This window comes from Nonomuraea sp. NPDC049378 (assembly GCF_055586745.1).
On sequence record NZ_JBVJHP010000002.1, the window covers coordinates 303,906 to 329,915 of the forward strand.

The 26,010-nt window shown below is 71.9% G+C and carries 26 protein-coding genes; 14 read left to right on the forward strand and 12 right to left on the reverse strand.

Going from position 1 to position 26,010, the window contains the following annotated elements; all coding sequences use genetic code 11:
• Positions 1-18 precede the first annotated feature (18 nt).
• Positions 19-528 carry an NUDIX domain-containing protein gene (locus ACZ6SA_RS06290; RefSeq protein ID WP_465826885.1) on the forward strand — a complete coding sequence of 170 codons (510 nt, stop codon included), beginning with the start codon at positions 19-21 and terminating at the stop codon, positions 526-528.
• Here the strand turns inward: ACZ6SA_RS06290 and ACZ6SA_RS06295 are convergent.
• Positions 490-1,173: a flavin reductase family protein gene (locus tag ACZ6SA_RS06295; protein ID WP_465826886.1), complete on the reverse strand. Its 684-nt coding sequence runs from the start codon at positions 1,171-1,173 to the stop codon at positions 490-492. The two genes, ACZ6SA_RS06290 and ACZ6SA_RS06295, sit on opposite strands and share 39 nt — an antisense overlap.
• A gap of 149 nt (positions 1,174-1,322) precedes the next feature.
• Between ACZ6SA_RS06295 and ACZ6SA_RS06300 the strand changes: the two genes are divergently transcribed.
• Complete coding sequence (locus ACZ6SA_RS06300; protein WP_347649238.1) at positions 1,323-1,706, forward strand: hypothetical protein; 384 nt, start codon at positions 1,323-1,325, stop codon at positions 1,704-1,706.
• A 13-nt stretch (positions 1,707-1,719) separates the two neighbouring features.
• Here the strand turns inward: ACZ6SA_RS06300 and ACZ6SA_RS06305 are convergent, their stop codons facing one another.
• Complete coding sequence (locus ACZ6SA_RS06305; protein WP_347649239.1) at positions 1,720-2,220, reverse strand: MarR family winged helix-turn-helix transcriptional regulator; 501 nt, start codon at positions 2,218-2,220, stop codon at positions 1,720-1,722.
• A 139-nt stretch (positions 2,221-2,359) separates the two neighbouring features.
• Between ACZ6SA_RS06305 and ACZ6SA_RS06310 the strand changes: the two genes are divergently transcribed.
• Complete coding sequence (locus tag ACZ6SA_RS06310) at positions 2,360-3,061, forward strand: helix-turn-helix domain-containing protein (protein ID WP_465826888.1); 702 nt, start codon at positions 2,360-2,362, stop codon at positions 3,059-3,061.
• A 77-nt stretch (positions 3,062-3,138) separates the two neighbouring features.
• A complete protein-coding gene (locus ACZ6SA_RS06315) occupies positions 3,139-3,687 on the forward strand; it encodes a dihydrofolate reductase family protein (RefSeq protein ID WP_465826889.1) in 549 nt (182 codons plus the stop codon).
• Between the two features lie 16 nt (positions 3,688-3,703).
• Here the strand turns inward: ACZ6SA_RS06315 and ACZ6SA_RS06320 are convergent, their stop codons facing one another.
• The gene (locus ACZ6SA_RS06320; protein WP_465826890.1) at positions 3,704-4,303 is read right to left on the reverse strand and encodes a TetR/AcrR family transcriptional regulator; all 600 of its coding nucleotides are present in this window, start codon (positions 4,301-4,303) and stop codon (positions 3,704-3,706) included.
• A 75-nt stretch (positions 4,304-4,378) separates the two neighbouring features.
• On the opposite strand from ACZ6SA_RS06320, the gene ACZ6SA_RS06325 reads away from it, so the two are divergent.
• Positions 4,379-5,182, forward strand: coding sequence for a class I SAM-dependent methyltransferase (locus ACZ6SA_RS06325; RefSeq protein ID WP_465826892.1), 804 nt, complete (start codon positions 4,379-4,381; stop codon positions 5,180-5,182).
• A 1-nt stretch (position 5,183) separates the two neighbouring features.
• Here the strand turns inward: ACZ6SA_RS06325 and ACZ6SA_RS06330 are convergent, their stop codons facing one another.
• On the reverse strand, positions 5,184-5,528 hold the full coding sequence (locus ACZ6SA_RS06330) for a MerR family transcriptional regulator (RefSeq protein WP_347649244.1): 345 nt from the start codon (positions 5,526-5,528) through the stop codon (positions 5,184-5,186).
• 84 nt (positions 5,529-5,612) lie between these two features.
• On the opposite strand from ACZ6SA_RS06330, the gene ACZ6SA_RS06335 reads away from it, so the two are divergent.
• On the forward strand, positions 5,613-6,416 hold the full coding sequence (locus tag ACZ6SA_RS06335; protein ID WP_465826893.1) for an aminotransferase class IV family protein: 804 nt from the start codon (positions 5,613-5,615) through the stop codon (positions 6,414-6,416).
• On the opposite strand, the gene ACZ6SA_RS06340 is transcribed toward ACZ6SA_RS06335, so the two are convergent.
• On the reverse strand, positions 6,403-6,954 hold the full coding sequence (locus tag ACZ6SA_RS06340; RefSeq protein ID WP_347649246.1) for a helix-turn-helix domain-containing protein: 552 nt from the start codon (positions 6,952-6,954) through the stop codon (positions 6,403-6,405). The two genes, ACZ6SA_RS06335 and ACZ6SA_RS06340, sit on opposite strands and share 14 nt — an antisense overlap.
• A gap of 100 nt (positions 6,955-7,054) precedes the next feature.
• Between ACZ6SA_RS06340 and ACZ6SA_RS06345 the strand changes: the two genes are divergently transcribed.
• Positions 7,055-8,410 (forward strand): serine hydrolase domain-containing protein, encoded by a 1,356-nt coding sequence (locus tag ACZ6SA_RS06345; protein ID WP_465826894.1) that lies wholly within the window; start codon positions 7,055-7,057, stop codon positions 8,408-8,410.
• Positions 8,411-8,440: 30 nt separating this feature from the next.
• Here ACZ6SA_RS06345 and ACZ6SA_RS06350 read toward each other — a convergent pair whose 3' ends face one another.
• Genes ACZ6SA_RS06350 through ACZ6SA_RS06365 form a run of 4 tightly spaced genes read right to left on the reverse strand, consistent with a single transcriptional unit; the run spans position 8,441 to position 13,676 of the window.
• Positions 8,441-10,555 carry an alpha-galactosidase gene (locus tag ACZ6SA_RS06350; RefSeq protein WP_465826896.1) on the reverse strand — a complete coding sequence of 705 codons (2,115 nt, stop codon included), beginning with the start codon at positions 10,553-10,555 and terminating at the stop codon, positions 8,441-8,443.
• Positions 10,556-10,606: 51 nt separating this feature from the next.
• Positions 10,607-11,458 (reverse strand): carbohydrate ABC transporter permease, encoded by an 852-nt coding sequence (locus tag ACZ6SA_RS06355; RefSeq protein WP_347649249.1) that lies wholly within the window; start codon positions 11,456-11,458, stop codon positions 10,607-10,609.
• Complete coding sequence (locus ACZ6SA_RS06360; protein WP_347649250.1) at positions 11,455-12,369, reverse strand: carbohydrate ABC transporter permease; 915 nt, start codon at positions 12,367-12,369, stop codon at positions 11,455-11,457. The genes ACZ6SA_RS06355 and ACZ6SA_RS06360 overlap by 4 nt, the downstream gene beginning before the upstream one ends.
• On the reverse strand, positions 12,366-13,676 hold the full coding sequence (locus ACZ6SA_RS06365; RefSeq protein ID WP_465826897.1) for an ABC transporter substrate-binding protein: 1,311 nt from the start codon (positions 13,674-13,676) through the stop codon (positions 12,366-12,368). Before ACZ6SA_RS06365 ends, ACZ6SA_RS06360 begins: the two co-directional genes overlap by 4 nt.
• Positions 13,677-13,880: 204 nt before the next feature.
• Here ACZ6SA_RS06365 and ACZ6SA_RS06370 point away from each other — a divergent pair, with 204 nt between their 5' ends.
• A complete protein-coding gene (locus tag ACZ6SA_RS06370) occupies positions 13,881-15,083 on the forward strand; it encodes an ROK family protein (protein ID WP_465826899.1) in 1,203 nt (400 codons plus the stop codon).
• Here the strand turns inward: ACZ6SA_RS06370 and ACZ6SA_RS06375 are convergent.
• Entirely contained in the window at positions 15,080-15,685 is a 606-nt protein-coding gene (locus tag ACZ6SA_RS06375; RefSeq protein WP_347649253.1) for a TetR/AcrR family transcriptional regulator, read from the reverse strand. The two genes, ACZ6SA_RS06370 and ACZ6SA_RS06375, sit on opposite strands and share 4 nt — an antisense overlap.
• On the opposite strand from ACZ6SA_RS06375, the gene ACZ6SA_RS06380 reads away from it, so the two are divergent.
• From ACZ6SA_RS06380 to ACZ6SA_RS06395, 4 genes are all read left to right on the forward strand, one after another.
• A complete protein-coding gene (locus ACZ6SA_RS06380; protein ID WP_465826900.1) occupies positions 15,684-16,622 on the forward strand; it encodes an aldo/keto reductase in 939 nt (312 codons plus the stop codon). The two genes, ACZ6SA_RS06375 and ACZ6SA_RS06380, sit on opposite strands and share 2 nt — an antisense overlap.
• 216 nt (positions 16,623-16,838) lie before the next feature.
• Positions 16,839-18,986, forward strand: coding sequence for an RNA polymerase recycling motor ATPase HelR (gene helR, locus ACZ6SA_RS06385; RefSeq protein WP_465826902.1), 2,148 nt, complete (start codon positions 16,839-16,841; stop codon positions 18,984-18,986).
• Positions 18,987-19,298: 312 nt separating this feature from the next.
• On the forward strand, positions 19,299-19,658 hold the full coding sequence (locus ACZ6SA_RS06390) for a hypothetical protein (RefSeq protein ID WP_443154507.1): 360 nt from the start codon (positions 19,299-19,301) through the stop codon (positions 19,656-19,658).
• Between the two features lie 118 nt (positions 19,659-19,776).
• Positions 19,777-20,427 carry a maltokinase N-terminal cap-like domain-containing protein gene (locus tag ACZ6SA_RS06395; protein ID WP_465826903.1) on the forward strand — a complete coding sequence of 217 codons (651 nt, stop codon included), beginning with the start codon at positions 19,777-19,779 and terminating at the stop codon, positions 20,425-20,427.
• Positions 20,428-20,472: 45 nt separating this feature from the next.
• Here the strand turns inward: ACZ6SA_RS06395 and ACZ6SA_RS06400 are convergent, their stop codons facing one another.
• A complete protein-coding gene (locus tag ACZ6SA_RS06400; protein ID WP_347649258.1) occupies positions 20,473-21,240 on the reverse strand; it encodes a class I SAM-dependent methyltransferase in 768 nt (255 codons plus the stop codon).
• Positions 21,241-21,370: 130 nt separating this feature from the next.
• On the opposite strand from ACZ6SA_RS06400, the gene ACZ6SA_RS06405 reads away from it, so the two are divergent.
• Together ACZ6SA_RS06405 and ACZ6SA_RS06410 are read left to right on the forward strand one after the other, a co-directional pair.
• On the forward strand, positions 21,371-21,826 hold the full coding sequence (locus ACZ6SA_RS06405) for a hypothetical protein (RefSeq protein ID WP_347649259.1): 456 nt from the start codon (positions 21,371-21,373) through the stop codon (positions 21,824-21,826).
• 99 nt (positions 21,827-21,925) lie between these two features.
• Positions 21,926-22,726, forward strand: a complete 801-nt coding sequence (locus ACZ6SA_RS06410; protein WP_347649260.1) for an NAD-dependent epimerase/dehydratase family protein — start codon at positions 21,926-21,928, stop codon at positions 22,724-22,726.
• Between the two features lie 20 nt (positions 22,727-22,746).
• On the opposite strand, the gene ACZ6SA_RS06415 is transcribed toward ACZ6SA_RS06410, so the two are convergent.
• Positions 22,747-25,899 (reverse strand): AfsR/SARP family transcriptional regulator, encoded by a 3,153-nt coding sequence (locus tag ACZ6SA_RS06415; protein ID WP_465826905.1) that lies wholly within the window; start codon positions 25,897-25,899, stop codon positions 22,747-22,749.
• Between the last annotated feature and the right edge of the window lie 111 nt (positions 25,900-26,010).

Here is a 26,010-nt window from a genome sequence, read left to right on the forward strand (position 1 = left end):
CGCGGGCACGATGGAGACATGACAGATTTGCTCCTGACCGGCACGGTCCCCTATGTCCCCGTGGCGCACCGCATGGACCTGATGCGCACCGCGACCATCCCGCCGGTGGAGCAGACCACGTGCGCGTTCGCGTTCGTGTCGGACCGGGCGGGCCGCACCCTCATGACGCGCGTGGACGGGCAGGGCTGGGACATCCCCGGCGGCCACCTCGAACCCGGCGAGACGGCGGCCGGCGCCGCGGTCCGCGAGCTGTACGAGGAGACCGGCCTGCGCCTGCCCTCGTCCGCGCTGTCCGCCTTCGCCTGGCAGCGCATCGAGCTGCTCGCCCCGGCGCCCGACGGCTACCGCTATCCGCCGCTGACGTACATGGTGATGTTCCGGGCCTCGCTCCCGGAGCCGGGCTCCCCGACCCGGCCGCCCGCCGGGTCGGAGGCCACCGGCGCCGGCTGGCTGGCGTTCGAGGAGATCAGCCGGGTCTGCGCCGGCCGCTCATGGCTGGCTCTGGTGGACGGTGCGGGCCCGCTCTAGGTCGGCGCCGCGGTAGAGCCGCTCGGGGATCTGCGCGAGCGTGGACGGGTGCACCTGCGGGCCGAGCCCGTACAACTTCTGGAAGCTCATGATCAGCGGGCGCCAGGCGTCGGGGTCGATGTGGTCGTCCGTGCCCGCCATGCGGATCCCGTCGTGCACCCAGACCCGCTGCACCCGCACCTCGAACGCCAGGATCCCGCCCTCGTCCCCCACGGGGTGGTGGCGTTCGACGACGGCCTCCATCGCGACCGGGCACTCGCCGACCCGGGGCGGCGCCACCGTCTCGGACGGGACGGCGCTCAGCCCTGCCCGCCGGAACTTGTCCGCCACGTGCCGGTAGCCGCGCACCTGCTTGCGCTCGGGCACGGGGTCGGACCCGGTGGTCAGCGCCAGCCGGTCGACGGCCGGCGCGAGCGCGTCGGACGGGAGGTTGAGCACGCATTCGCCGGTCCTGAGCAGGTTCTGCGACGTCTTGGACCGCACCGCCAGCCCCAGCACCGCCCGCCAGCCCAGCCAGAACGCCGACGACATGGGCGCCAGGTTGGGGGTGCCGTCCTCGTTCATGGAGGAGATGAGGACCACGGGGGTGCCGAAGTAGAGGATGTTCGGCTCGATGAGGGTGTGGGTGCCGGTGACAGTGCTCATGGCGCTCTACTTTCGCGGCGGACGAGGGCCGGGCGCTGGCGGCCTTCGGACCTCTCGTTGGCGGCCCCCGCTCGGCCCGCTTGCCCCCTGGACCGCCGGCGGCGAGGATCGTGAGCCGGCACACATCCGTCGGCGAAGGACCAATCCCCATGAAGATCCGCTACAACCCGCTGCTGGGCTGGACGTTCCTGATCCTGGGCTCCGTCCTGGTCCTCTTACAGCTCTGGCTCCTCCTGCTCGGCGCGTTCAGCCCGACGATCGTCGTCGGGCTGATCGTCGCCGGACTCGGCGTCGTCTACCTGCGGCGGCCGTACTTCCGGGTCGAGCCGCAGGCCATCGTTCTCGCCGCGCCGATCGGGCCGGCCGAACGCAGATTCCCCATCCCCGCGGGCGGGAGCCCGCGCCTGGAGGGCAACCGCATCGTCGTCGACGAGGCGGGCAGGGCCAGGAAGGTGCCCGTGCGCAAGGGGATGGCGCACCCGGCGGACTGGGCGGCGTACACCGCCGGCCTGCCCCGCGGCCCTCAGGCCTGACCAGGCACGCCCGTCACTCCCACGCGGCGTCGTGCGCCAGCTTCTCGGCGATGCGGTCGTGAAAGCTCTTGCGGGCCAGGGCCTGCTCGATGTCGGCGACGACCCGGGTGAGCGGATAGGGGATCTCGGCCTCGATCTCGGCGACGGCGGCCTCGGTGGCCCGCCACTCCGCAGCGAGGCGGCCGACGACGCCGCGGGCGTGGTCGGTGAGCGTCACCTTCTTGCTGCGCGCGTCGTCACCCGGCACGGTCTCGACCCAGCCTGCCTCCCGCATGGCGGCCACCTTCTGGCTCAGCGCCGAGTGCGTCCGCCCGACCGACTCGGCGAGTTCGGTGATGGTCATCGGCCCGAGGGCGTTGAGCCGGAGCAACTCCATCACGAAGCTCGGCTTGAGCCCTTCGATGCGCTTGTCGGAGTAGAGCCGGGCGATGTCGGCGTCCATCGACGCCTGCAGGACCCGCAGCGGCCGCCAGAGGCTCTCGCGGGTGGGGTCCGGGGTGTTGGGGTCGGCCATGGGACAACTATAACAGCTCTTATATAAGTACTGTTATTTCCTTGGGCGATCCGGGCGTCCCGTGCCCTACACGCCCGGCAGGAATCGTGCCAGACTGCCTGCTCAGGGGTGCCATACGCGGCGAAGGGGGACGACCAGGATGGGATTGCACGTCGAGAGCCGACCATCCGATTCGCCGTACATCGAGCGGGTGTGGCGCAGCCGCAGCCACGACATCGCCCGGATGACGTCGATCGCGACCGCCCATTGGGAGCTGGTGCTCTGGGAACACCGCGGTCAGGTCAGCGTGGCCGTACGAGGGCCCGAGACGGCGGCGAGCACCGCCCCCGTGCCCGAGGACGCGACGTTCTTCGGGATCACGTTCCCGCTCGGCACGTCCATGCCCCATCTGCCCAGCGGCCGGCTCGTCAACGGCGCCGTGGAGATCCCCGGCGCGACGCGCAGGTCGTTCTGGCTGAAGGGCTCCACCTGGCGCCTTCCCGGCTACGACAACGCCGAGGCGTTCGTCCGGCGGATGGTGCGCGAGGGAGTGGTGGACTGCGACCCCATCGTCGCCACGGTGCTGCGCGGCGCTGCGCCGGACGTGTCAGAACGCACCGTCCAGCGGCGTTTCATGGCGGCGACCGGCCTCACGCGCGGCGCCGCCCAGCGGATCTCGCGCGCCAGGCAGGCGGCGGTCCTGATCCAGGAGGGCACGCCGGTCGGCGACGTGATCCACCGGCTCGGCTATTTCGACCAGCCGCACCTGGCGCGGTCGCTGACCCGCTACGTCGGGCGGACCGCCACGCAGTTGAGCGCCCAGAAGCCGGACGAGCCGCTGTCGCTTCTGTACAAGACGTGAGCGCCCCTCCTGCCTAACCTTCACATCGGCGCGTACGCACCATCCCGTGAACACCTCCGACGACTAGGAACCGAACGATGGCTAAGATCATTTCGAGCTTCTTCATCTCCGTGGACGGCGTGGTCGAGTCGCCGGACCAGTGGCACTTCCCCTACTGGAACGACGAGATGGGCGCCGTGGTCGAGGCGAGCATGCGACGCACGGCGGCGATGCTGATGGGCCGCAAACTGTACGACGAGTGGTCCACGTACTGGACGACGACGGACGCCGACCCGGAAGTGGCCGCGTCGATGAACAACGCCCGCAAGTTCGTCGTGTCCAGCACCCTGGAGAAGGCCGACTGGGACAACACCACCATCGTCTCCGGCGACGTCGCGGCCAGGCTGCGCGAGATCAAGGAGGAGGTCAGCGGCGGCGACATCGGGATGTCCGGCTCCGCGACGACCGTGCGGTGGCTGCTGGCCAACGGGCTGCTCGACGAGCTCCACCTGCTCGTCCACCCGATCGCCGTGGGTCGCGGCCAGCGGTTGTTCGAGGACACCCCGACCCACCCGCTGAAGCTGGTCAACTCGGAGACCTTCGAGACCGGCGTGCTCAACCTGACGTACGTTCCCGACGCCGGCTGAGCACCTGCCACGCGGGTCAGAGCAGCCGTCGCTGCACGACGTCGGCCATGACCGTGGTCACGACGCTCTCGACGGCTCCGGCCTCCGGCGGGGCGCCTTCCCGGCCTGCGTACAGCAGGTGCGCGGACCCGACGAGAGCGAGCGCGAGCGTGTCGACGTCGGCGTCCGCGGCGATGCGGCCCATCTCGCGCTCTTCTGCGAGGTAGGAGGCGATCATGGTGGTGGCCTCGGCCAGGAGCGGGATCCCGGCGGGCAGGGTCCGGCGCAGCCGGGCCCGCAGCTCGTCCCTGAAGGTGATGAGGCCGACGATCGCCACGGCGACCGACTCGAACACCCCGGCCAGCGCTCCGGTGAGGTTGCCGGCGACGGTGCCGGTGCCGGCGGAGGCGCGCAGGGCGGCCGCCTGAGCGTCGATGCGGCCGATGCGGTCGAGGACGAGCTCGGCGAGGAAGGCGTCGAAGTCGGCGAAGTGGCGGTGCAGCACGCCCTTGGCGCAGCCGGCCTCGGTGGTGAGCGCCCTGCTGGTCAGCCCGCTCGGCCCGGCCCGGAGCAGGATGCGCTCCGCGGCGTTGAACAGCTGCTCGCGCACGTCGCGCATGGCCACCCCTGTCGGCACCGCGCGTCCCTCCTCGAACCGTCGCCGGGCACCCCCAGGCTAGACGAGTGGGCAGACGCCCACTATGGTGGGCACATGCCCACTATCCCGCGGGAAAACAACCAGCCCCATCGGCTCCGCCAGGTCGCCGAGTCGTTCGGCACGGACGCCGAACGCTACGACCGCACCCGCCCTCGCTACCCTGACGCCCTGGTGGAGCGCATCGTCGCCGCCGCCCCCGGGCCCGACCTGCTCGACGTCGGCTGCGGCACCGGCATCGCCGCCCGCCAGTTCCGGGCCGCCGGCTGCACGGTGCTCGGCGTCGAGCCCGACGAGCGCATGGCCGGCCTGGCCCGGCGCACCGGAGTCGCATGCGAGGTGTCGACGTTCGAGGCCTGGGACGCCGCGGGCCGGACCTTCGACACGGTCATCGCCGCGCAGGCCTGGCACTGGGTGGACCCGGTCGCCGGCGCGGCCAAGGCGGCGGAGGTGCTGCGGCCCGGAGGACGGCTGGCCCTGTTCTGGAACGCGTTCCAGCCTCCGCCCGGCCTGAACGAGGCCTTCGCCGCGGCCTACCGCCAGGTGCTACCCGAGATGCCGGGCTACGACCACACGAAGCCGGTCACGGAGGCGTACACCGCGATGTGCGCCATGGCCGCGGACGGGATGCGCGAGGCCGGCGCGTTCGGCGACCCGGAGCACTGGCACATCGGCTGGGAGCACACCTACACCCGGGACGCGTGGCTGGACCAGGTGCCCACGCACGGAGGCGGCACCCGGCTCCCGCCCGCCAAACGGGACGAGCTGCTGTCGGCCATCGGCGCCGCGATCGACGCGATGGGCGGTGCCTTCACGATGAGCTACACCGCCGTGGCGGTCACCGCGACTCGAACCGCCTGACTCAGGGCCGCGCCAGGAGACCGGCGAGAGCGTCACGGCTGCTCTGGAGCTCGTCCATACGCTGGTCCATGGTCGCCAGCTCACCGTTCAGGATGTCCCACAACTCGGCGCACCACTCGATGTCCGGGCGCTCGCCCCGCGCGCACGGCAACACCGACCGGATCACCTCGGTGGACAGGCCGGCCCGCAGCAAGGCGCGCACCTGCCGCACCGTGACCACGGAGTCCTCGCCGAAGTGGCGGTAGCCGTTGGGGCCCCGGCTGGTGTCGAGCAGCCCCTGGGCCTCGTAGTAGCGCAGCAGGCGCGCGCTGACCCCGGTGCGCCGGGACAACTCACCGATCAGCATGCGGTTTGACCTTTCCATCGATGTCAGGCCTTAACGTCACCGTGGTAACGGACATTCCATCTGATGAGCATGCTGGAGCGACGTATGTCTTCCTTCGTTGTCCAACGCGACGGCCGCGCGGCGAGCGCCGGCGATCTGGCGCCGCTCGCCTTCGCCGGCTACGCCCACTTCACCGCCATGCAGGTGCGCGGCGGCCGGGTGCGGGGGCTCGACCTCCACCTGGACCGGCTACGCTCCGCCTCGCTCACGTTGTTCGGCCGGGCCCTGCCCGACGACCGGGTGCGCGCCCGCCTGCGGGCGGCGGTCGAGGCGGGGCCGGCCGACCTCTCGTTGAGTGCCACGGTCTACTCCCCGGCGGGCGAGTTCACCGTGGCGGGTCCCGAGGTGGAGCCGGAGCTGCTCGTACGCACCGGGCCCGCCTCGACCGGCCCGCGGGGCCCGCTCGCCCTGGCGGCGATCGAGCACGAACGGTTCCTGCCGGCCGTGAAGCAGGTCGGAGAGGCCGCCAAGACCTATTACCTGCGCCAGGCCGTCGACGAGGGCTTCGACGACGCCGCCTTCGTCGACCGCAGGGGGCGGCTCAGCGAGGGCTCGATCTGGAACGTGGCCTTCTGGGACGGCTCGGCGGTGGTGTGGCCCGAGGCCGAGATGCTGGCCGGGACCACGATGGGCATCGTACGCAGGCAGCTGGACCGCCTCGGCGTGCCCCAGCGCGTCGAGGAGGTCACCCTCGCCGGCCTGCCGGCGCTGGCGGGCGCCGTGGTGATGAACTCGTGGACGCCGGGGCTGGCCGTGCACCGGATCGGTGCCGTGTCCCTGCCCGAGGCGCCGTCCTTCGTGGAGGTGCTGCACGAGGCGTACGAGGCCGAACCGCTCACCGCGCCGTAGGGTCGGCGGGCTCGGCGCCGCCCGGCTGCGGGATCGCGACGACGCCGAGGGTGATCTGCCGCCGCCCCGGCCCGGGGGTGGCGTGCGCGAGGGGGTCGATCAGGTCGCGCAGGCGCGCGCGGAGCCGGGCCAGCTCGTCGTCGTCCACCCACACGTGGACGGACGTGTAGGTCAGCCCTTGGGCGACCGGATCGTCCGGGTCGCCCTCCAGGTAGGCGTGCGCCTGCGCCATCAGGCCCGTGACGAAGGCGGTCACCGCCCGCTCGTGGTCACCGGTCGACAACCCCGCCGGATCGGGCACCGCGCCCTGGACGGCGCGCTCGTCCAGCTCGTACGTGTGCTCGACCGCTCCGCGCACCTTGCGCTCGCCGACGACGCGGATGACGCCCGCGTCCACCAGCCACCGGATGTGCCGGTAGAGGCTGCTGTAGGGGACGTCCGGCAACGCCTGGCGCAGTTGGGTCCCGGTGCGGGGGCCGAGGGCCAGGATCTGCGCCAGCCGGATCCGGACCGGGTGCAGCACACCGACATCGCTCACGGGCATCCTCCGATCGTCCTCGCGGAAATCGTAGCGCTCCATTGACTCCATTTATGGCTATGGTCTTAAATATGAGATCAATCGACATGGGGGAATCGCCATGACCATCACCGCATCAGACCTGCGCGAGCGCCTCGCCACGCTGGCCGGCCGGCACCGGGTGCCCGGCGCCGCACTCGCGGTCCTGCATGACGGTGCCGTCGTCGAGACGGCCACAGGAGTGCTCAACACCCGCACCGGCGTCGAGGCCACCCCCGACTCGGTCTTCCAGATCGGATCCGTCACCAAGACGTGGACGGCCACGCTCGTCATGCGGCTCGTGGACGAGGGACGGCTGGACCTCGACCGGCCGATCCGCGACCACCTCCCGGAGTTCGCGCTCGCCGACGAGGGCGCCGCCGCGGCCGTCACCCCTCGCCACCTGCTGACGCACACCGCGGGATTCCCGGGAGAGGACCTCACCGACTACGGCAGGAACGAGGACGCCGTGGCCGCCCTCGTCGCCAACCTGTCCGGCGCGCCCAAGGTGACCGAGCCCGGCGCGCTGTTCTCGTACAACAACGCCGGTTTCGTCGTCCTCGGCCGCCTGGTCGAGGTGCTGTGGGAGGGCGCCTGGGGCGAGGTGACACAGCGTCAGCTGGCCGCTCCGCTGGGGCTGGGAACCGTCGTCACGCTGCCGGAGCAGGCAATCATGCACCGCGCGGCGGTCGGCCACGTCGAGACGGGCCCGGCTCCCGTCTGGTCGCTCCCGCGCGCGCTCGATCCGGCCGGCGGGCTGGCCATGAGCGCCACGGACCTGCTGGAGTTCGCGCGCCTGCACCTGAACCACGGGCTCGCCCCCGACGGGACACGCCTGCTCTCGCGCGCCGCCGTCGAGGCCATGAGCACGCCGCAGGTGACGCCGCCGCCGCTGTCCGCCTTCCCCCGCTCGTACGGGCTGGGCATGGAGGTGCACGACTGGGACGGCGGCACGGTCACCGGCCACTCAGGGGCGACGATCGGGCAGAAGGCCTACCTGCGCATGGTCCCCGGAGCGGACGTGGCCGTGGCCCTGCTCACCAACGGCGGCGCCGCCGACGCGTTCCACGCCGACCTCGTCCATCCGCTGCTGGAGGAGCTGGCCGGCGTGCGCGCCCCCGCGCCGGCCGGCCCTCCGGAGGCCGGGACGCCCCTCGACCACCGCCCGTACGTCGGCGACTTCGACATGGGACTGGCCACCATCAGGATCGGCCATGACGGGCGGAACGTGTTGACGATGACCACGATCCCGCGTTCCAGCTACGTCGAATCCCTGGTCACGAACCCGGTCACGACGCTGGCCGCGCTCGACGGCTCCCGCTTCGTCGAGGTCGGGCAGCACGGCGGGGAGCGCCTTGAGGTCGTCTTCCTCGACCCGGGACCCGACGGGCGCTTCCGGATCCTGCACAACAGCCGCGCGATGTTGCGCATCTCCTGACGCCGCCACCAGGCAGCGGCGGCACGGTCCCTACGCCGGGGGCACGGCCTGGAGGTGGAGGAGGGCGGACTGCTCGGGGAACAGCGGCGGCACGGCGACGCCCGCGGCGGCCAGCGCCGAGCCGGGCAGCTCGGCGCCGCCGGACAGCCAGGCGGGCGCGGCCCCGCGTGAGGTCACGGGCACGAGCGGGCGGACGCGGTAGACGGTGTCCGGGTCGAGGCCCGGAAGGCGGATGAATCCTGGCGGCCAGGTGGCCGGGCGGTCCAGCACGGCGATCTCGTACAGGGCCTCGCTCGCGTCCGGGGCGACCACGCCGTGCGCCCGCACGCCTTCCGGGGCGTCGTCCAGCCGGACCATCGTGCCGGTGTGCAGCAGGTGCCGGTGCCGCTTGTGCAGGGAGACCCAGCCGGCCAGCTCGTCGAGCTCGGCGTCGGTGAGCGCGGTGAGGTCCCACTCGATGCCGTAGTGGCCGAAGAAGGCCGTCGCGGCGCGGAACGACAGCTCGTGGCGGCGGCCGGTGCTGTGCGAGCGGCCAGCGCCGATGTGGCTGCCGACCAGCTCGGGCGGCAGCAGCTGGGCGGTCCAGCGCATGATCTGCTGGCGTTCGACGGAGTCGATGCAGTCGCTGGCCCACACGCGGTCGGTGCGCTCCAGGATGCCGAGGTCGACGCGGGCGCCGCCGGAGGAGCACGACTCGATCTCCAGCCGGGGGTGCGCGGCGCGGATCTCGTCGAGCAGCCGGTAGACGGCCAGGGTCTGGGCGTGGACCGAGGCGCGGCCCGCGCGGATCGTGGACCCGGCGTCCACGAGGTCGCGGTTGTGGTCCCACTTGATGAAGTCGAGGCCGTACTCGGTGATCAGGGCGAGCAGCCGTTCCTTGATGTGGGAGTAGGCGGCGGGGTTGGTGAGGTCGAGGACCTGCTGGTGCCGGGCGGGCGGCGGGAGGCGGTCGCCGGTCTGCAGGATCCATTCGGGGTGGGCACGGGCCAGGCCGGAGTCCGGGTTGATCATCTCGGGCTCCAGCCAGAGCCCGAACTCCATGCCGAGCTTCCTGACCCGCTCGACCAGCGGGTGCAGCCCGTCGGGCCACACGTCCGCGTCGACGTGCCAGTCGCCGAGCCCGGCGCTGTCGTCGCGGCGGCCGGTGAACCAGCCGTCGTCGAGCACGAACCGCTCGGCCCCGACCCTGGCCGCGCGCTCGGCGAGGTCGAGCAGGCGGTCCAGGTCATGGTCGAAGTAGACGGCCTCCCACGTGTTGAGCACGACGGGCCGCGGCGTGGGCGGATGGGAGGGGCGGGCGCGCAGGTGGGCGTGGAAGCGGCGGGCCGCCTCGTCGAGACCGCGGCCGTAGGTGGCGTAGATCCAGGGACTCTCGTACGTCTCGCCGGTCCGCAGGATGATTTCGCCGGGGAGCAGCAGCTCGCCCCCGCCGAGCATGGTCCGGCCCGTGGCGGTGCGCTCGGCGTAGTGCCGGTGGTTGCCGCTGAAGCCGACGTGCAGGCCCCACGCCTCGCCGCGCTGGAAGCCGGTGCCCGCTGTGGTGGCGAGCAGCACCGTGGCCGCGTCGGCTCCGGTGCGGCCGCGCCGGTTCTCGCGCAGGTGGGTGCCGACGGTCAGGGGCCGCCGCTGCGGGATACGTTCCTTGGACCACCGTCCTGCCTGGTCGAGCAGGTCGGTGGGGTTGCCGGGCACGGGCAGGACGAGGTTGAGCGCGTCCAGCGTGTACGGCAGCCCGTGCCGGTTACGCAGCTCCGCCCGCGCGCGCAACAACCCTGAAGGGTCGAGCTCGACGGTGATCGTGAGGTCGAGCCGGGCGCGGGAGTCCGTGGCGGTCGCGGTGACGCCCTGGCCCGCCCGCTCATAGGTGACGGCGGTGAAGGCGGGAGACCAGTTCTCCCCCTGGTGATGTCCGGACAGACCGGGCATGCCCATCCATCCGGTACGCCCCTCGGGGACCAGCGCCGTGCGCACCGGAACCTCCACGGTCTGGTCGGCCCGAGGCCGCAACTCGGCCGCGAGGTGCCCGAGGGCGTCCTCGCCGAGCGCGCCCAGATCCGGCCCCCAGTACAGGAGCGCGGGCAAAGCGTCGGGCGGGCATTCCAGGACCACGGACACGCCGGCGGCTCTGAAGTGATGCAGGTGCATGAACGGCTTTCTGCTAGGCGGTGCGAAGGTCGGGCGCGGCTGCGCCGGTGATCACCCTTTGAGCCCCCCGCTGAGCAGGTCCAGCCGCCAGAACCGCTGCAGGAACAACATCAGCGCGACGAGCGGGACCACCGACACGGCGGCGCCCACGATGGCCAGGCCGTAGAGGGCGGGCTCGGAGGAGCCCTTGGCCAGCAGGGTGTACAGGCCCACGGTGATCGGGAACTTCCCCTGGTCCGACAGCATGATGTACGGCAGCAGGAAGTTGTTCCAGATGCCCACGAACTGCAGCATGAAGATCGTCACCATGCCGGGGAGCATCATGGGCAGCCCGATGGAGCCGAAGATGCGATATTCGCTCGCCCCGTCGATCCTGGCCGCCTCCAGCGTGGCGTCCGGCACCGACGACATGGCGTACACGCGGGCCAGGTAGATGCCGAACGGGGAGATGAGGCTGGGCAGCAGGACCGACCAGTGGCTGCCGACCAGGTTCGTCTCCGACATGATGAGGTACTGCGGGATCGCCAGGGTCATGCCGGGCACGAGCACGCCGGCCAGGATCGCGTAGAACAGCACGCTCCGGCCGCGGAAGTCGTACTTCGCCATGCCGTAGCCGGCCAGCGTGGAGATCAGGGTGGACGCGGCGGCGCCGACGCCCGCGTAGAGCGCGCTGTTGGCGGCCCAGCGCAGATATTGGCCGTCGCCGAAGGCGAACAGGTCGCGCAGGTTGTCCAGCAGCCCCGTCCCCGGCGCGAAGGTGAACGTGGAGAACAGCTCGGCGCTCGACTTGGTGGAGGCCACGATCACCCACACGACCGGCACCAGGCAGTAGAACGCCCCGACCAGCAGCACGACGGTGGGCAGGAGCTTGGCCCGCTGGTGCGGGAGCGCGGCGGCCCTCACTGCATCCCTCCGAACGCCCGCCTCTGGGTGACCTTCAGCAGCACGACCGACACCACGAGCGTGCCCACGGCCAGGAGGACGGATGCGGCCGAGGCGAGCGGAAGGTCGTCGCGGACGAAGGCGTCACGGTAGATCTGCATCAGCGGCACCCACGCTTGGGAGATCTCCGTGGTCATCGGGCTGAGCGTGGTCGGTTCGCCGTACACCTGGAGGGTGCCGATCAGCGCGAACAGGCCGGTGAGCACGAGCGCGGGCGCCACCAGCGGGATCTTGACCCGCCAGGCGATCTGCCATTCCGAGGCGCCGTCGATGCGGGCGGCGTCGTACAGCTCCGCGGGAATGCCGCGCAGCGACGTGAAGATGATGATCATGTTGAAGCCGACGCCGCCCCACACCGCGACGTTGGCCAGCGACGGGTAGATGACGCCCGCGCCCAGGAACGGGATCTCGCCGAGTCCCAGCTCCCGGGTGACGAAGCTGAAGGGGCTGGTCGAGGGCAGGTACATGAAGCCCCACAACAGGGAGGCGGTCACGCCCGGGATGGCGTACGGCAGGAAGATCGCCGTACGCGAGAACCGGCGGCCGCGCGCACCCGCGTAGTCGAGCAAGAGCGCGAACAGCAGCGCCAGCCCGAGCGTCAGCGGCACGCTGATCAGCCCGTAGAGGGCGAGCCTGCCGAAGCCGGCGAAGAACTCCGGGTCGGTCAGCGTCCTGGCGTAGTTGTCGAGCCCGACGAAGACCTCCTCGCGCGTGCCGAAGATGCCCTTGCCGGTCAGCCGCAGGCCGCGGACGCTGAGGTAGAGCGCGTACCCGATGGGGATCGCCAGGAAGGCCACGAACAGCAGGACGGCCGGCGCGACGAACAGGTACGGCGCCCGCGTCCTGCGGCGGGCGCCGGTGCCGGCGGTCATGAGCCGGCGACCTTGAATCCCGTGGACTTCATGTCGTCGACCACGGCCTGCTGCGTCTTCTTCAGCGCGTCGGCCAGCGGCGTCCCGTCGCGGACGGCGGCGGACACGGCGTCCCTGAACACGCTCTCGGCGGTGCTGACGTTCGGCCCCCAGCTGATGTGCGGGATCGTGCTCTGGGCGGCCTTGGCGGCGACCTGCCAGTAGTCCTTCTGGCCGGACACCAGCTTCGGCGGCTCGCTGCTGCTCGTCGCCTCCTGCCCGGCCAGCGACGCCGGATATTCGCCCTCGGCGATCTGGAGGTCGTAGGCGGTCTTGTCGGTGTTCATCCACTTGGCGAACGTGGCCGCGGCCTCGACGTGCTTGGAGTCCTTGGTGACGGTGATGGCGCTGCCGCCCTGGAAGGCCACCCGGTCGTCGCCCTCCTTCCACTGCGGCAGCGGCGCGATGGCCCAGTCGCCGGCCTGCTCCTCCGCGATCCCGTACAGCACGCCCGGAGCCCACAGGGCGCTCGGCCAGCTGAGGATCTTGCCCTTGTTGAGCTTGTTGTTCCACTCGGGGGTGAGCAGCGGCTCGGCCTTGACCAGGTCCCTGTCGATGAGGTCCTGCCAGAAGCCGGCCACCTCCAGGGATGGTGCGTCGGCGATGCCGACCGTCCAGGTCGTGTCCTGGACCTTCCACCAGGACGCGCCGGCCTGCTGGGCGAGACCGGCGAAGTTGCCGAACTCGGCGGGGGCGAAGGTGGCGAGATAGGCCTCGGGGTCCTTCTTGCGCACGTCGGCGGCGAGCTTCGCGAAATCCTGCCAGGTGACGGGCGGCTTGATCTTCAGCTCGTCGAACCGTTCCTTGTTGTAGACGAACACCATCGGCCCGACGTCCTGCGGGACGCCGTAGACGGCGCCGTCGAAGCTGGTGAGCGTCCACACCTCGGGGCTGAAGGCCTCCTTGACGTCGCCGGTGTGGGGGGCGATGTCGGCGAGCGCGCCGGCCACGATCATGGCGGGCAACGTCTGGTATTCCAGGCACGCGGTGTCGGGGGCGTTGCCCGCCCGGCTCGCCGTGACCAGCTTGGTCGCGGTGTCGGTGCCGCCGCCGACGTCGGTGAGCCGCACCTGGATGTCCGGATGGGCCTTGTTGAAGGCCTCGACCTTCTCCTTCTGGCCCGCGCTCCAGCACCAGTGTTGCAGCGTGACCGGGCCGGTCCCGGCCGCCTGCGTGCCGGCGCTCTCGTTCGTGCCTGACGAGCATGCGGCCAGGAGTACGGCCGTGCCGAGCACCGCGATCGAGCCGGAGACCCTTCTGAAACCCATCCACGCCTCCTTCGGGGCGAAGCAAAGATAGCTTCGCGACAAAGTCAACCTAGAGAACAAGTGAGGCGCATGTCACTACTTGTCAACAAATCGGACCATGCTGATGTGCGGAGATCGTCATCGGACCGCCATGTTAGCTTTATCGCAAAGTCAAATCTGGGGAGGCTGGCGTTGAAGGGTGTTGCGCCCCGAAGATGGTTCGGCATGTGGGACGCCCTGCCCGACGCCGCACGCTCCATCGTCAAGGAGCTCATCATCCACGGCCCGCAGTCCAGGACCGCGCTGGCCAAGACCCTGCACCTGTCGACCGGCAGCCTGACCAGGCTGACCAGACCCCTGGTCGACGCCGGCCTCCTCGTCGAGGGCGACGTGGTGCACGACCCCGTCAACGGCCGGCCGACCCGCCCGCTCGACGTCGCGGCGAGCGAGCACCGCTTCCTCGGCATCAAGCTGACCGCCGACCGGATCCACACCGTCATCACCGACCTGCGCGCCGGCGTCGTCGCCGCCCGCGACGAGCCGATCACCGACCACTCCCCCGACGCCGTCTGCCACCAGGCCAGGCGGCTGCTGGACGGCCTGACGGACGGGACCGGCGGGACCGGCAGGACCGGCAGGACCGGCGGGACTGGCGGGACTGGCGGGACTGGCGGGACGCAGATTGTCGCCGCCGGGGTCACGATCGGCGGGGACGCCCGCAGCTCCGCGCCCGTCGGCCGCGAACGGCTGATCGACGCGCCGTTCCTCGGCTGGCGGCAGGTGGCGCTGGAGCCACTGATGGAGCAGGCTCTCGGCCGCCCGTGCGTGGTCAAGAACGACGTGGCCGCGCTGGCCCACCAGCACCACTGGTTCGGCGCCGGACGCGGCCTGCGCGACTTCGCGCTGGTCACGATCGGCGCGGGCATCGGCTACGCCCTCATCGTGCACGACCACCTCGTGGCCGCGGCCGAGGCCGACCTGGGCATGTTCGCCCACCTGGTGCTGAGCCCCGGCGGGCCCATGTGCACGGAAGGTCACCGCGGATGCGCCTCGGCGTACCTGTCCAGCGACTCGATCGAGATCTCCGCCGGGCTCGGGCTGCGGCGGGCGGTGACGTACGAGGAGGTCATGCGGGGCGCCGCGGCCGGCGACCAGGTGTGCCTGGGCGTGGTCCGCGAGGCCGCGCGGGCCCTTGGCAGGCTCATCGCGCACATCACGACGATCTCCATGGTGAAGACCGTGATCCTCGCGGGCGAGGGCGTCGAACTGGCCCGCGTCGGCAAGGACGACCTCGACGCGGCGCTCACCGCGAACCGCCGGGGCGTGCCGGGCTCGGCCGAGGTGGTGATCGAGGCGGACGACTTCCGTGAATGGGCCCGCGGCGGCGCCGTGGTCGCCATCCAGAGTTTCGTGACCGGCAGCGACTAGGGTCCGTCCCCGGCGGGGCGGGGCCGGGTGGGCGCTCCCGAGGGGCGGAGCGCGTCCATGACCAGGTCGAGCAGCCGGCCGGTCTGCTCCCACCTGTCGCTCGCGGCCGTGGACAGGAACACCCCGAGGAGCATCGCGGTGACGTCGTCCGGATCGACGTCCGCGCGGAGCGTGCCGGCCTGCGCGCCGCTCGTGAGGATCATCCCGAGCGCGGCGGTGACGCGCTCCCTGGTGGTCGGTGTCGCGATCCGCCCGGAGGCCCAGCCGGCGCGGAGCGTGTCGACCATCCCGCGCTTCGTCGCGACGAACGCCGCGTAACGGTCCATCCATGCGCGGAGCGCGACCTCGGGCGGCGACTCGTCGAGCAGGGTGGAGGCGCTCGCGGTGACGTCGTCGAGCTCGGCGGCGTAGACGGCCTCGACGAGGGCCTCGCGGGTGGGGAAGTGGCGATAGAGCGTGCCGATCCCGACGCCGGCGTCCCGGGCGATGCCCTCGAGCGAGACGGAGCCCTCGGCGGCCGCGAAGGTGGCCCGCGCGACGGCGATGAGGCGCTCGCGGTTGCGCCGGGCATGGGCGCGGACAGGACGGCCGGCGCTGTCCATGCCAACCGGCACCTCGTCGCTCGACGTCACGGCCACCGGCGTCCCGCGTCCCGGCGGCTCCGGCCGGCTCGCCGGCCACACCGTCTCCCGGGTCGGCTACGGCGCGATGCAGCTCGAGCGCCTGCACGGCGACCGGAGCGCGGCCGTCGCGCTGCTCCGCCGCGCCGTCGACCTCGGCATCGACCACATCGACACGGCCCAGTTCTACGGCGACGGCTTCGTCAACGGGCTCATCCGCGACGCCATCCGCCCCGAGGACGGCGTCGTCGTCGTGACCAAGATCGGCGCCGACCCCGACCCCGACGGCCCCCTCCCGCTCCGTACCGCGCAGCGTCCCGAGGAGCTCAGGGCGAGCGTCGAGGACAACCTCAGGAGCCTCGGCCTCGACCAGCTCCCCGTCGTGAACCTCCGGCGGCTCGACATCGGCCCCGGCATCCGGGCCGAAGGTGACCAGGTGGTCGACCTCGACGACCAGCTCGCGGTGCTGACGGCGATGCGCGACGAAGGCAAGATCGGCGCGATCGGCCTGGGCAGCGTGACCCTCGACGGCCTGCGCAGGGCGCTCCCGGCGGGCATCGCCTGCGTGCAGAACGCGTACAGCCTCGCGACGCGCGACGACGAGGACCTGGTCCGGCTCTGCGCCGAGGAGGGGATCGCCTGGGTGCCGTTCTTCCCGCTCGGCGGCGCATTCCCGCAGATGCCGAAGGTGACCGACGAGCCGGCGGTCCGCGACGCGGCCGAGTCCATCGGCTGCACCCCGTCACAGGCCGGCCTCGCCTGGCTGCTCCGGCACGCCCCGAACGTGCTGCTCATCCCCGGCACCGCGAACCCCGTCCACCTCGAGGCGAACGTCGCCGCCGGCGCCATCACCTTCGACGACGCGACGCTGGCCGCGCTCGACGCCGTGCCGTCACGCTCCGCCGACATACGGCTCTGAAGCACACCGGAAGAGGTCATCAGGAGTGGAAAGGGGACTCCGGCTCCTTTCCACTTTCAACCTATAGCGCAGCGGGGGGCTTGCGGCAAGACCCGGGTCGTGCCGCACAATCGTCGGCCAAGGCCAGAACACCCTGCGCGAACGGGGGACACGAAGTGCGGGTGCCGTCGCCGGCGTACGGGTTGGTCCGCGCACCCTCAGATCGGAGCTGATGACGTGAACCCGCTGACCACCAGCGCGTTTGACCTTCCGGGCCACCTCGCCCCCAAGGCCGACCCGGCGCTGATCGCCGGCGACGAGCGGCACTTCGCGGCCATCGCCGAGAGCCTCGAGCAGTCGATCGCCGAACTGTCCGACCGCCTCGAAGCCGAGCGCAGGGCCCCCGGCGGCAAGGGGCGGCAGGCGCTGGACCGGGACCTGGAGATCCACCGGCTGACCGCCCGCCTGCGCGCCCTGCGCCGCTTCGGCCTGGACCTGTGCCTCGGGCACATGGTCGGCGCGGACAACCCCGAGCCCGTGTACGTCGGACGGCTCGGCCTCACGGACAGCGCCGGCCGCCGGCTGCTGATCGACTGGCGCTCCCCCGCGGCCGAGCCGTTCTTCGGCGCCACCCACGCCAACCCGATGGGCCTGGCCAGCCGCCGGAGATACCGCTGGACCCGCGGCCGGATCAGCGACTACTGGGACGAGGTGTTCACCCCGGACCAGATCGACGGGCACGCCGCGCTCGACGACCAGTCCGCCTTCATCGCCAGCCTGGGCGGCAGCCGCTCGCCCCGGATGCGCGACGTGCTCGGCACCATCCAGGCCGACCAGGACGCCATCATCCGCGCCGGATCCCGCGGCGCTCTCGTCGTCGACGGCGGTCCCGGCACGGGCAAGACCGTCGTCGCCCTGCACCGATCCGCCTACCTCCTCTACTCCGACCCGCGCCTCGGCCACCGCCGGGGCGGCGTGCTGTTCGTCGGCCCCCACCAGCCCTACCTGGCCTACGTCTCCGACGTGCTGCCCAGCCTCGGGGAGGAGGGCGTACAGACCTGCACCCTGCGGGACCTCGTCGCCGAGGGGGCCGCCGCGGCGATCGAGGCCGACCCGGAGGTGGCCCGCCTGAAGTCGTCCGCGGACCTGGTCAAGGCGATCGAGCCGGCCGTCAGGTTCTACGAGAACCCGCCCACCGAGGGGATGTCGGTCACGACCCACTGGTCCGACATCTGGCTGAGCGCCGACGACTGGGCCGAGGCGTTCGAAGCGCCGGAACCCGGCACCCCGCACAACGAGGCCCGTGACCGGATCTGGGAGGAACTGCTCACGATCCTGGCCGGCAAGCACGACGGCGACGTCTCCCCCGACCTGCTCCGCAGGTCGCTGCTGCAGAACAGGGAGCTCCTCACGACCTTCAACCGCGCATGGCCGCTGATCGAGGCGTCCGACCTGGTCGGAGACCTGTGGACGGTGCCGGCCTACCTGCGGAAGTGCGCCCCCTGGCTCGGCCGCGAAGACGTCCTGCGGCTCCAGCGCGACAACGCCCAGGCCTGGACGGTGTCCGACCTGCCGCTCCTCGACGCGGCACGGCAACGGCTCGGCGACCCGGAGGCGTCACGGCAGAGGCGCCGCAGGGAAGCGTCCGTCGCCGCCGAACGCGAGCGCATGGCCGGCGTCGTCGACCACCTGCTCGAGGCCGACGACGACGGCGAAGGCGTCGTGACGATGCTGCACGGACAGGACCTGCGGGACGCCCTGGTGGACGAGGACGCGCTGCCCGGCACCGAACCCGACCTGCTCGCCGGCCCGTTCGCCCACATCGTCGTGGACGAGGCCCAGGAACTGACCGACGCGGAATGGCAGATGTTGCTGCTGCGCTGCCCGTCCAGGAGCTTCACCATCGTCGGGGACCGCGCCCAGGCCAGGCACGGGTTCACGGAGTCGTGGCAGGAACGGCTCGGACGGATCGGGCTCGACCGCGTCGACCTGGCCTCGCTGAGCATCAACTACCGGACGCCGGAAGAGATCATGGCGGAGGCCGAGCCGGTCATCCGGGCCGTACTCCCGGACGCCAACGTGCCGACCTCCATCCGCAGCAGCGGTGTCCCCGTCGTCCACGGATCCACCGCGGATCTGGGCTCGATCCTCGACACCTGGCTCGCCGCCCACGCCGACGGGACCGCCTGCGTCATCGGCGACCCCGCATTCCCGGAGGCGCCCCGCGTCCGGTCGCTGACCCCGGAGCTGGCCAAGGGACTCGAGTTCGACCTCGTCGTACTCGTCGACCCGGAGGCGTTCGGCACGGGCGTCGAAGGAGCGGTCGACCACTACGTCGCCATGACCCGGGCGACCAGCCGGCTCGTCATCCTCACGAGCGCCTGACGCCGGCGCGCCGATCAGGCCGGCCGGGGGATCGGCCAGAACTGGAAGCAGTACTCCTCCACATCCGACGCCATCCCTTCGGCCGCCATCTCGTCCGGATCCCGAAGCTCGTACATGATCGCGCGGAGTCTCCAGTACGCCTGCCGCCGCCCCAGGTCGAAGCACGGGTGCGCGCTGCGGACGTGACGACGTCGTCCATCGCTGCGACGCGTTCCGACATTCCCGTGCATCCCTGCCAACCGCTGCGGCCCAACCTTGGGGACGATCATGCACCAAGCGGATCATCCGGACGGACACGAGTACTCTGGGCCTGTGTGCACATACGCGGAGGTCACCTACAAGGTCCACTACGTGTGCGTCCCGTGCCGGCAGAGCCGCAAACTGGCCTGGGACGGCGCGGAGCACCTGTGCACGCGCTGCCGCCGGCCGATGATCTTCGCCGGCCACGACTTCGCCGCGCCGCGCAGGACGAAGGACCGCGAATGGGCGGCCGTCGCGGCCGTGCTGGGAGCGGGACTGCGGTACGAAGGCTTCGAGACGTGCGGTTGCGGGAGCGAGCCGAAATACCGCCCGCGCACGAGCGCGCAGGTGCGGGCCCGGCGCCGGATCGCGGCCCGCAGAGGGCTGGCCGACGCCCAGGCACTGGCGCTGCGCGACCCTGGCGACGCGTAAGCCAGGACGACGTGGCACGATGGCCGGACCGCGATCTCCGAGGACCCGGACCGGAACTCGTGGTCCGCCGGCAACGACCATCCAGACCGTACACCCGCAGCGGAGGAGAACCCCCGGTATGGCCGTCATCCACCGTACCGCCCTCAAGCCGACCAAGCTGGAGCTTCTCACCTCCTGGCTCCCCTCCCGGCCGTGGTATCTCGGCGGGGCGGGCGCACCTCATCTGTCCAAGGCCGGCGGCTTCCGGCTGGACGACCCGCAGGGTGCGGTGGGAATCGAGTTCATGGTGGTCACCGATGCCTCCGGCGCCCACCTGACCAACTACCTGGTGCCGCTCACCTATCGCGGCGCCCCGCTCGACGGGGCTGAGCACGCCCTCATCGGCACCATGGAACACGGCGTGCTGGGGCGGCGCTGGGCCTACGACGGCTGCCACGACCATGTGCTCCTCGCCCAGTTGGAGGCCCTTATCGAGGGCCGCGTCCAGGCCCAGGACCAGAACACCAGCGACACCCCCGACCGGGAGGTCACCCGGTCCTACAGCGGTGCCGGCCTCACCGGCTTCACCACCGCCACCGACGACCAGGACGGCACCCTGCTGCCCGCGTCGCAGGCTACGGCCCTCCGCTTGCACCGGGCCCTGCGTCCTTCACCGGACGACGCGTCTTCCCTTCCACCGCAGGCGCTCGGCCACGTCGCCGGCTCCTGGCGGATGCCGGACGGCTCCCGGGCCCAAGGGTTGTTTGTCGTCCTGCACCCTCGTACGTAGGTCTCCGCGCGCCGCCGGGAATGAGCGTGCCTCACGCAGTGCGGACTAGAGCTCCCGGCGCCGCCTCGCGACGTGGACGGTGATGTCGGCGGCGATCTCGACCGTCGCGGGCAGCGCCCGCATGATCCGGCTGAACACCTGCTCCTGCTCCACGGCCGGCAGGACGAGATAGGCCGAGACGGTCGAGAGATAGCCGACATAGTCGCGGGCGCTCATCGTCAACCGCCGCTCGACCACGGACTGCCGGACATCGGCGAACCACGGCGACCGCTGGAGCTCCGTACCCGGCCACTGCATGGCCTCCTCCGGAGGCGTCCCGTCGGGAGACGGAACCTCGTCGCTGGCCAGGAACGGCGATCGTGCCACGCGAACGGCCTCCTCCACAGCCGGGTCAGCCAGCCGGACAGGACCGCCGAACGACGCGAACACGCCGCCCGGCCCGAGCAGCGCGGCCACGCGGGACCACCGCTCCTCCGGGTCCGTCCAGTGCAGCGCCGCCGCCGCATAGACCAGCCCGTACGTCTCGCCGGGTCGCAGGTCCTCGAACGCGGCCCGCACGGTGCTGACGCTCGCAGGCACGTGCTTGCGCAGTTCGGCCAGCATGGCCCCGTCGGGATCGGTCGCGGTGACGATGATCCCTCGCTCGGCGAAGAGGCGGGTCGCCTTGCCTGTGCCGGCGCCGATCTCGAGGGCGGTCAGAACGGGCTGAGCCGCGTACGCCATCACCATGTCGGCCAGCCGCGCCGGATAGCCCGGGCGGAACCGTTCGTAGGCCTCCGCCATCACCCCGAAGCTCAAAGCGCGATTGGACATGCCGAGCATCCTGGCACAAGCCCCCGGGCTCAGCGGCATACCGCCGATATACCGCCGTTCCCTAGCGTCTGACCGGCCGGAGTCGATGCACCCGGACCCATCGGGCCGGGAGAAGGAGAGATCGCACGCAATGCGGAAAATCGTGGGGCGCATCGCGTCCGTGGGAACTGTCGCCCTGGCGGCGTCGGCCGCGCTCGTCATGGCCGCCTCCAGTGCCCAGGCGGCGGGCTACTGGTCGAAGGACGCGCCGAGGTACGCCACAGGCGTCGGCAACCTGACGACGAAGAGCGTCACCGTCGCCAAGAAGACCTACACGCTGCAGCTCCGTTCGGGTAAGTGGGGTGCGAACACCTACATCTGGGCTCGCGTCCCGAAGAACTCGGGAGCGAACGGCAACCATCTCTGGCTGTCGGTCTACGACCCTTCGAAGGGGAAGTGGCAGGACTCGCCGCACCCGCTGTCGATCAAGAACACGACCTACAGCCAGGCACACCGGGCCAAGGCCAACTGGCTGTACAAGGCCTGCACGAAGCAGCCCGGCCTCGGTGGCAGCGCGGCCAAGTGCACCAGCACCTGGAGGGTGTGACGTCCTGATCCGCGAACCGTCCTGAACGGCACGCGGTGGCGAAGGGCCCCGGATTCCCCGGGGCCCTTCCTCATGTCGAACGTGGGCATACTGCCGTTCATGACGATAGAGACGGTTGTTCTGACCGGCGCCGCCGGACGGGTCGGAAGTGTGCTGCGCGAGCCGCTGCGCCGGCGGCTGCGCAGGCTGGTCTCGGTCGACCGGGTGGCGGTGACCGATCGAGGGCCGAACGAGGAGATCCGCAGGACGTCGCTGGCCGGCGTCGAGGACGCGATGTCGGTCATCGGCGGCGCCGACGCGGTCGTGCACCTGGCGGGGGTGCCGGACGAGGCGCCGCTCGCCGACCTGCTGGAGGGCAACGTCCTCGGCTCTCACCACGTCCTCGAGGCGGCGCGGCGGGCGGGGGTAGGGCGCGTGGTCCTGGCCGGCAGCAACCGGCTGACCGGCTGCTATCCGGCCGCGCGAACCGTCTCGCCCCAGCTGCCGCCCCGCCCCGACGGCCTGTACGGCGTCAGCAAGGTCGCCGTGGAGGCTCTGGGGCGGCTGTACGCCGACAAGTTCGGCATGGAGGTGGTGTGCCTGCGGATCGGCAGCCTCGAACCCGAGCCGACCGACCCCCGGCACCTGGCCACCTGGCTCAGCCCGCGCGACTGCGCCGGGTTCGTCTGGTCCGCCCTGACCTGTCCGGGCATCACCTTCACGGCGGCCTACGCGGTCTCGGCCAACACCCGCCGCTTCTGGGAGCTCGACGAGCAACTCGGCTATCAGCCGCAGGATGACGCGGAGGTCTATGCGGACCGGATCCCCGGAGTGAGCGACTATTTCGCCGGTGACCCGCTGCAGGGCGGCGTCTACGCCACCGCCGACTACACGATCCGGCACGCTCTCGACCCGCGCTGACGGCTCCCGGCGCGCCTCGTTCACGTAGCGAGGGTGATCGCGGCCAGCTCGCGCCAGTCCCTCCGCCCGCCGTCACGGGTCGCCTCGGCGAACACGGTCTCGCCGAGGCGGTTCCGCGCCTCCGCGGCGATCCGGGAGGCGTCCGGCTGCGAACGGTCCGGCGTGCCGCGCACGCCGTCGCTCGCCGCGAGCAGGCGCACGGCCTGCTCGTACTGTCCCTGGCGCAGCGCGAGATCCGCGATCCCGATCAACATCTCGGCGATCGTCGGTGGATAGGTGCGCTCCGTGGACCGGGCGGCGCGCAACGCCTCGGCCCGATAGGCGCGGGCCTGTTCGAGATCGTCGGTGAGGTAGGCGTACAGGTGCATGGTCATGGCGCGGACGGTGTCGGTCATCTCCGCGTCGCCCAGCACCGCCCGCACCGTGGCCAGGTGCTCGCGCACATTGTCCGGCTCGCCGCGCCAGCGCGCCAGCTGCGCCTTCGAGAGCGCCAGCTCGACGAGCGCGTCCGGCCAGGCGATCCCGCCCGCGCACCGCTGCGCCTCCGCCATGGCGGCCATGCTGGCCCGCTCATCGCCGAGCAGCCAGTAGAGCTGGGCCAGCCGCGCCCCCACGCCGACCACGTCCTCGGTCGCGCCCACCTCGGTCAGCGCCACGACCGCCTCTTCGTAGTGCTCGCACGCGCGTACGAGCTCGCCGCGCGTGGCGAGCCGATCGGCCAGGAAGGTCAGCGCCAGCGAGATCCCCATCCGGTCGCCCAGCGTGCGGAACTCGGAAAGGGCGGTCTCGGCGTCGGTGTCGACGTCGGTCTCGTCGCCGCCGAGCGTGAGCCGGAACCGGCCACGCGTGAGCCTGGCCTGCGCCCGCACCCAGGGATCGTCACCGGCGATGAGCGGCTCGAACGCGGGCAGGAGCTCAGCCGGGCCCTGCAGCGTCAGCTCCAGCACCCTGGCGAACGCGAGCAGCGGATGGCGCGACCCGCTGCGCCGGGCGTACCGGTGCGCCTCCTGGATCCACTCCCGCGCCTGGTACTGGTCGCCGCTGACCCCGGAGGTCATGAACACGGACACCATGAGGTACGCCAGCGCCCGCACCTCGTCGTCGACCTCTCCGGGCAGCGCGGTCGCCGCGATGCCCAGCTCGGCGCCCTCGGCCCTGTGCCCGCTGAGGAAGTAGTACCAGCCCGCCACCCCGACCAGCCGCATCGCCTCCTCGGCCCGTCCCGCGGCGATCGCCCCGCGCAGGGCCGCGCTGATGTTGTCGTGCTCGGCCTCCAGCGTGGACAACCATTCCAGTTGCCCGGCCCGGCGCAGGTGCGGATCGGCCGTCTCGGCCAGCTCGGTGAAGTAGGCGAGGTGCGCCCGGCGCGCCGCCTCGGTCTCCCCTGCCTCGGCGAGCCGGGCCGCCGCGTATTCCCTGATGGTGTCGAGCATCCGGTAGCGCGGCGCGCCGTCGCCGTCTTCTGCGAGCAGCAGCGACTTCTCGATCAGCGCGGTCAGCAGTTCGAGCACCTGCTCCCCGGTGACCGCCTCGTCCCGGCACACCCGTTCTGCCGCTTCCAGGCTCGCGCCGCCGGCGAACACCGACAACCGGCGCAGCACGCCGCGCTCGGCCTCGGTCAGCAGGTCCCAGCTCCAGTCCACGACCGCGCGGAGCGTCCTGTGCCGGGCGAGCGCCGTACGGCTGCCTCCGGTCAACAGGCGGAAACGGTCATCGAGCCGGCGTGCCAGCTGATCGACGGACATCGTGCGCAGCCGCGCCGCGGCCAGCTCGATCGCCAGCGGCACCCCGTCGAGCGCCCGGCAGATCCGGGCCATGGCCGCCAGGGTGCGCGCGTCGGAGCCGATGTCCTTGCGCACCAGATGCGCGCGGTCCCGCAGCAGCCGCACCGAGGGCGAGGCGCCGGCCTCGGACGGGTCCGCCTCCTTCGCGGGCAGCGCGAGCGGCTCGACCTGCCACAGCACCTCCCCGGTGATGCCGAGCGGCTCCCTGCTCGTGGCCAGGATCCGCAACCTGCGGCACTCCCCCAGCAGCCGATCGGCGAAAGCCGCGGCCGCCTCGATCACGTGCTCGCAGTTGTCCAGGACCAGCAGGATCGAGCGCTCGCGGACCGCGGCGACGAGCCGATCCATCGCCTCCCCGCCCCGCGCGCCACCGAGCAGCGGCTGGTCACGCAGGCCGATCGCGGTGAGGGCGGCCTGCGCCAGCTCCCCACCCGCGCGTACCGAGGCCAGCTCGACCAGCCACGCCCCGTCCGGCAGCTCGGAGAGCATCGTCCGCGCGGTCTCCGTGGCCAGCCTGGTCTTGCCGGAGCCGCCCGCCCCCGTCAACGTGACCAGCCGGTGCCTGGCGGCCAGCCCCGCGACCGCGGAGAGCTCATCGTCCCTGCCGACGAAACTCGTCAGCTCGGCGCGCAGGTTGGTCCTGCGGTGCTCCGCCCGCTCGCCCAGCTCGCCCCGCAACACCGCGGTGTGCAGCGCGGAGAGCTCGGCCGACGGGTCGGCCCCCAGCTCCTCAGCGAGCCGCTCGCGGGTGCGCTGGTAGAGGGTCAGCGCCTCGTTCCCGCGCCCGGCTTCGGCGAGCGCCCGCATCAAGGCGGCCACGAACCCCTCCCGCAGCGGGTACGCGGCGACCAGCCCGGTCAGCTCGGAGACCAGCTCCGAGCCACGGCCGAGGCGGAGGTCGGCATCCACCCGATCCCCGAGCGCGGCGACGTGGAGCTCTTCCAGGCGCGCGACGGCGGCGTCGAACGCGTCGCCGCCCTGCAGGGCGATGTCCGCCATGGGCGCGCCGCGCCACAGCGCCAGGGCCGAGCGCAGCAGCTCCGCCCGCGCCGCGGGCTCGGCGGCACGGGCCTGGCCGACCAGCTGCTCGAACCGGCACACGTCCACGGCGTCGGGAGCCACGGCCAGCCGGTAGCCGCCCGACTCCGCCTCGATCGCGCCCTCCGGCAACACCCTGCGCAGCCTGGACACCAGCGCCTGCAGAGCATTCACCTCGTCCGCGGGCGGCCGGTGCCCCCAGATCCAGTCCACCAGCCTCGCCCGGGTGACGATCCGGCCGGCGTGGAGGGCGAGCGCTGCCAGCAGCGCGCGCAACCGGACGCCAGGAACCTCCACGACGGCCCCGTCGCGGTCGCGCACCGCGAACGGTCCCAGCAAGTCGACGCGCACATCAGCCATTCTGCCCAACCGCGACGGCCTCCCGAGCCGGTCCGGCCGCGGCCTGTCAGCGGCCGTGTCAGCACGGCGACAGCCCGATATCAGAGCCGTCGGCGAGGGTGG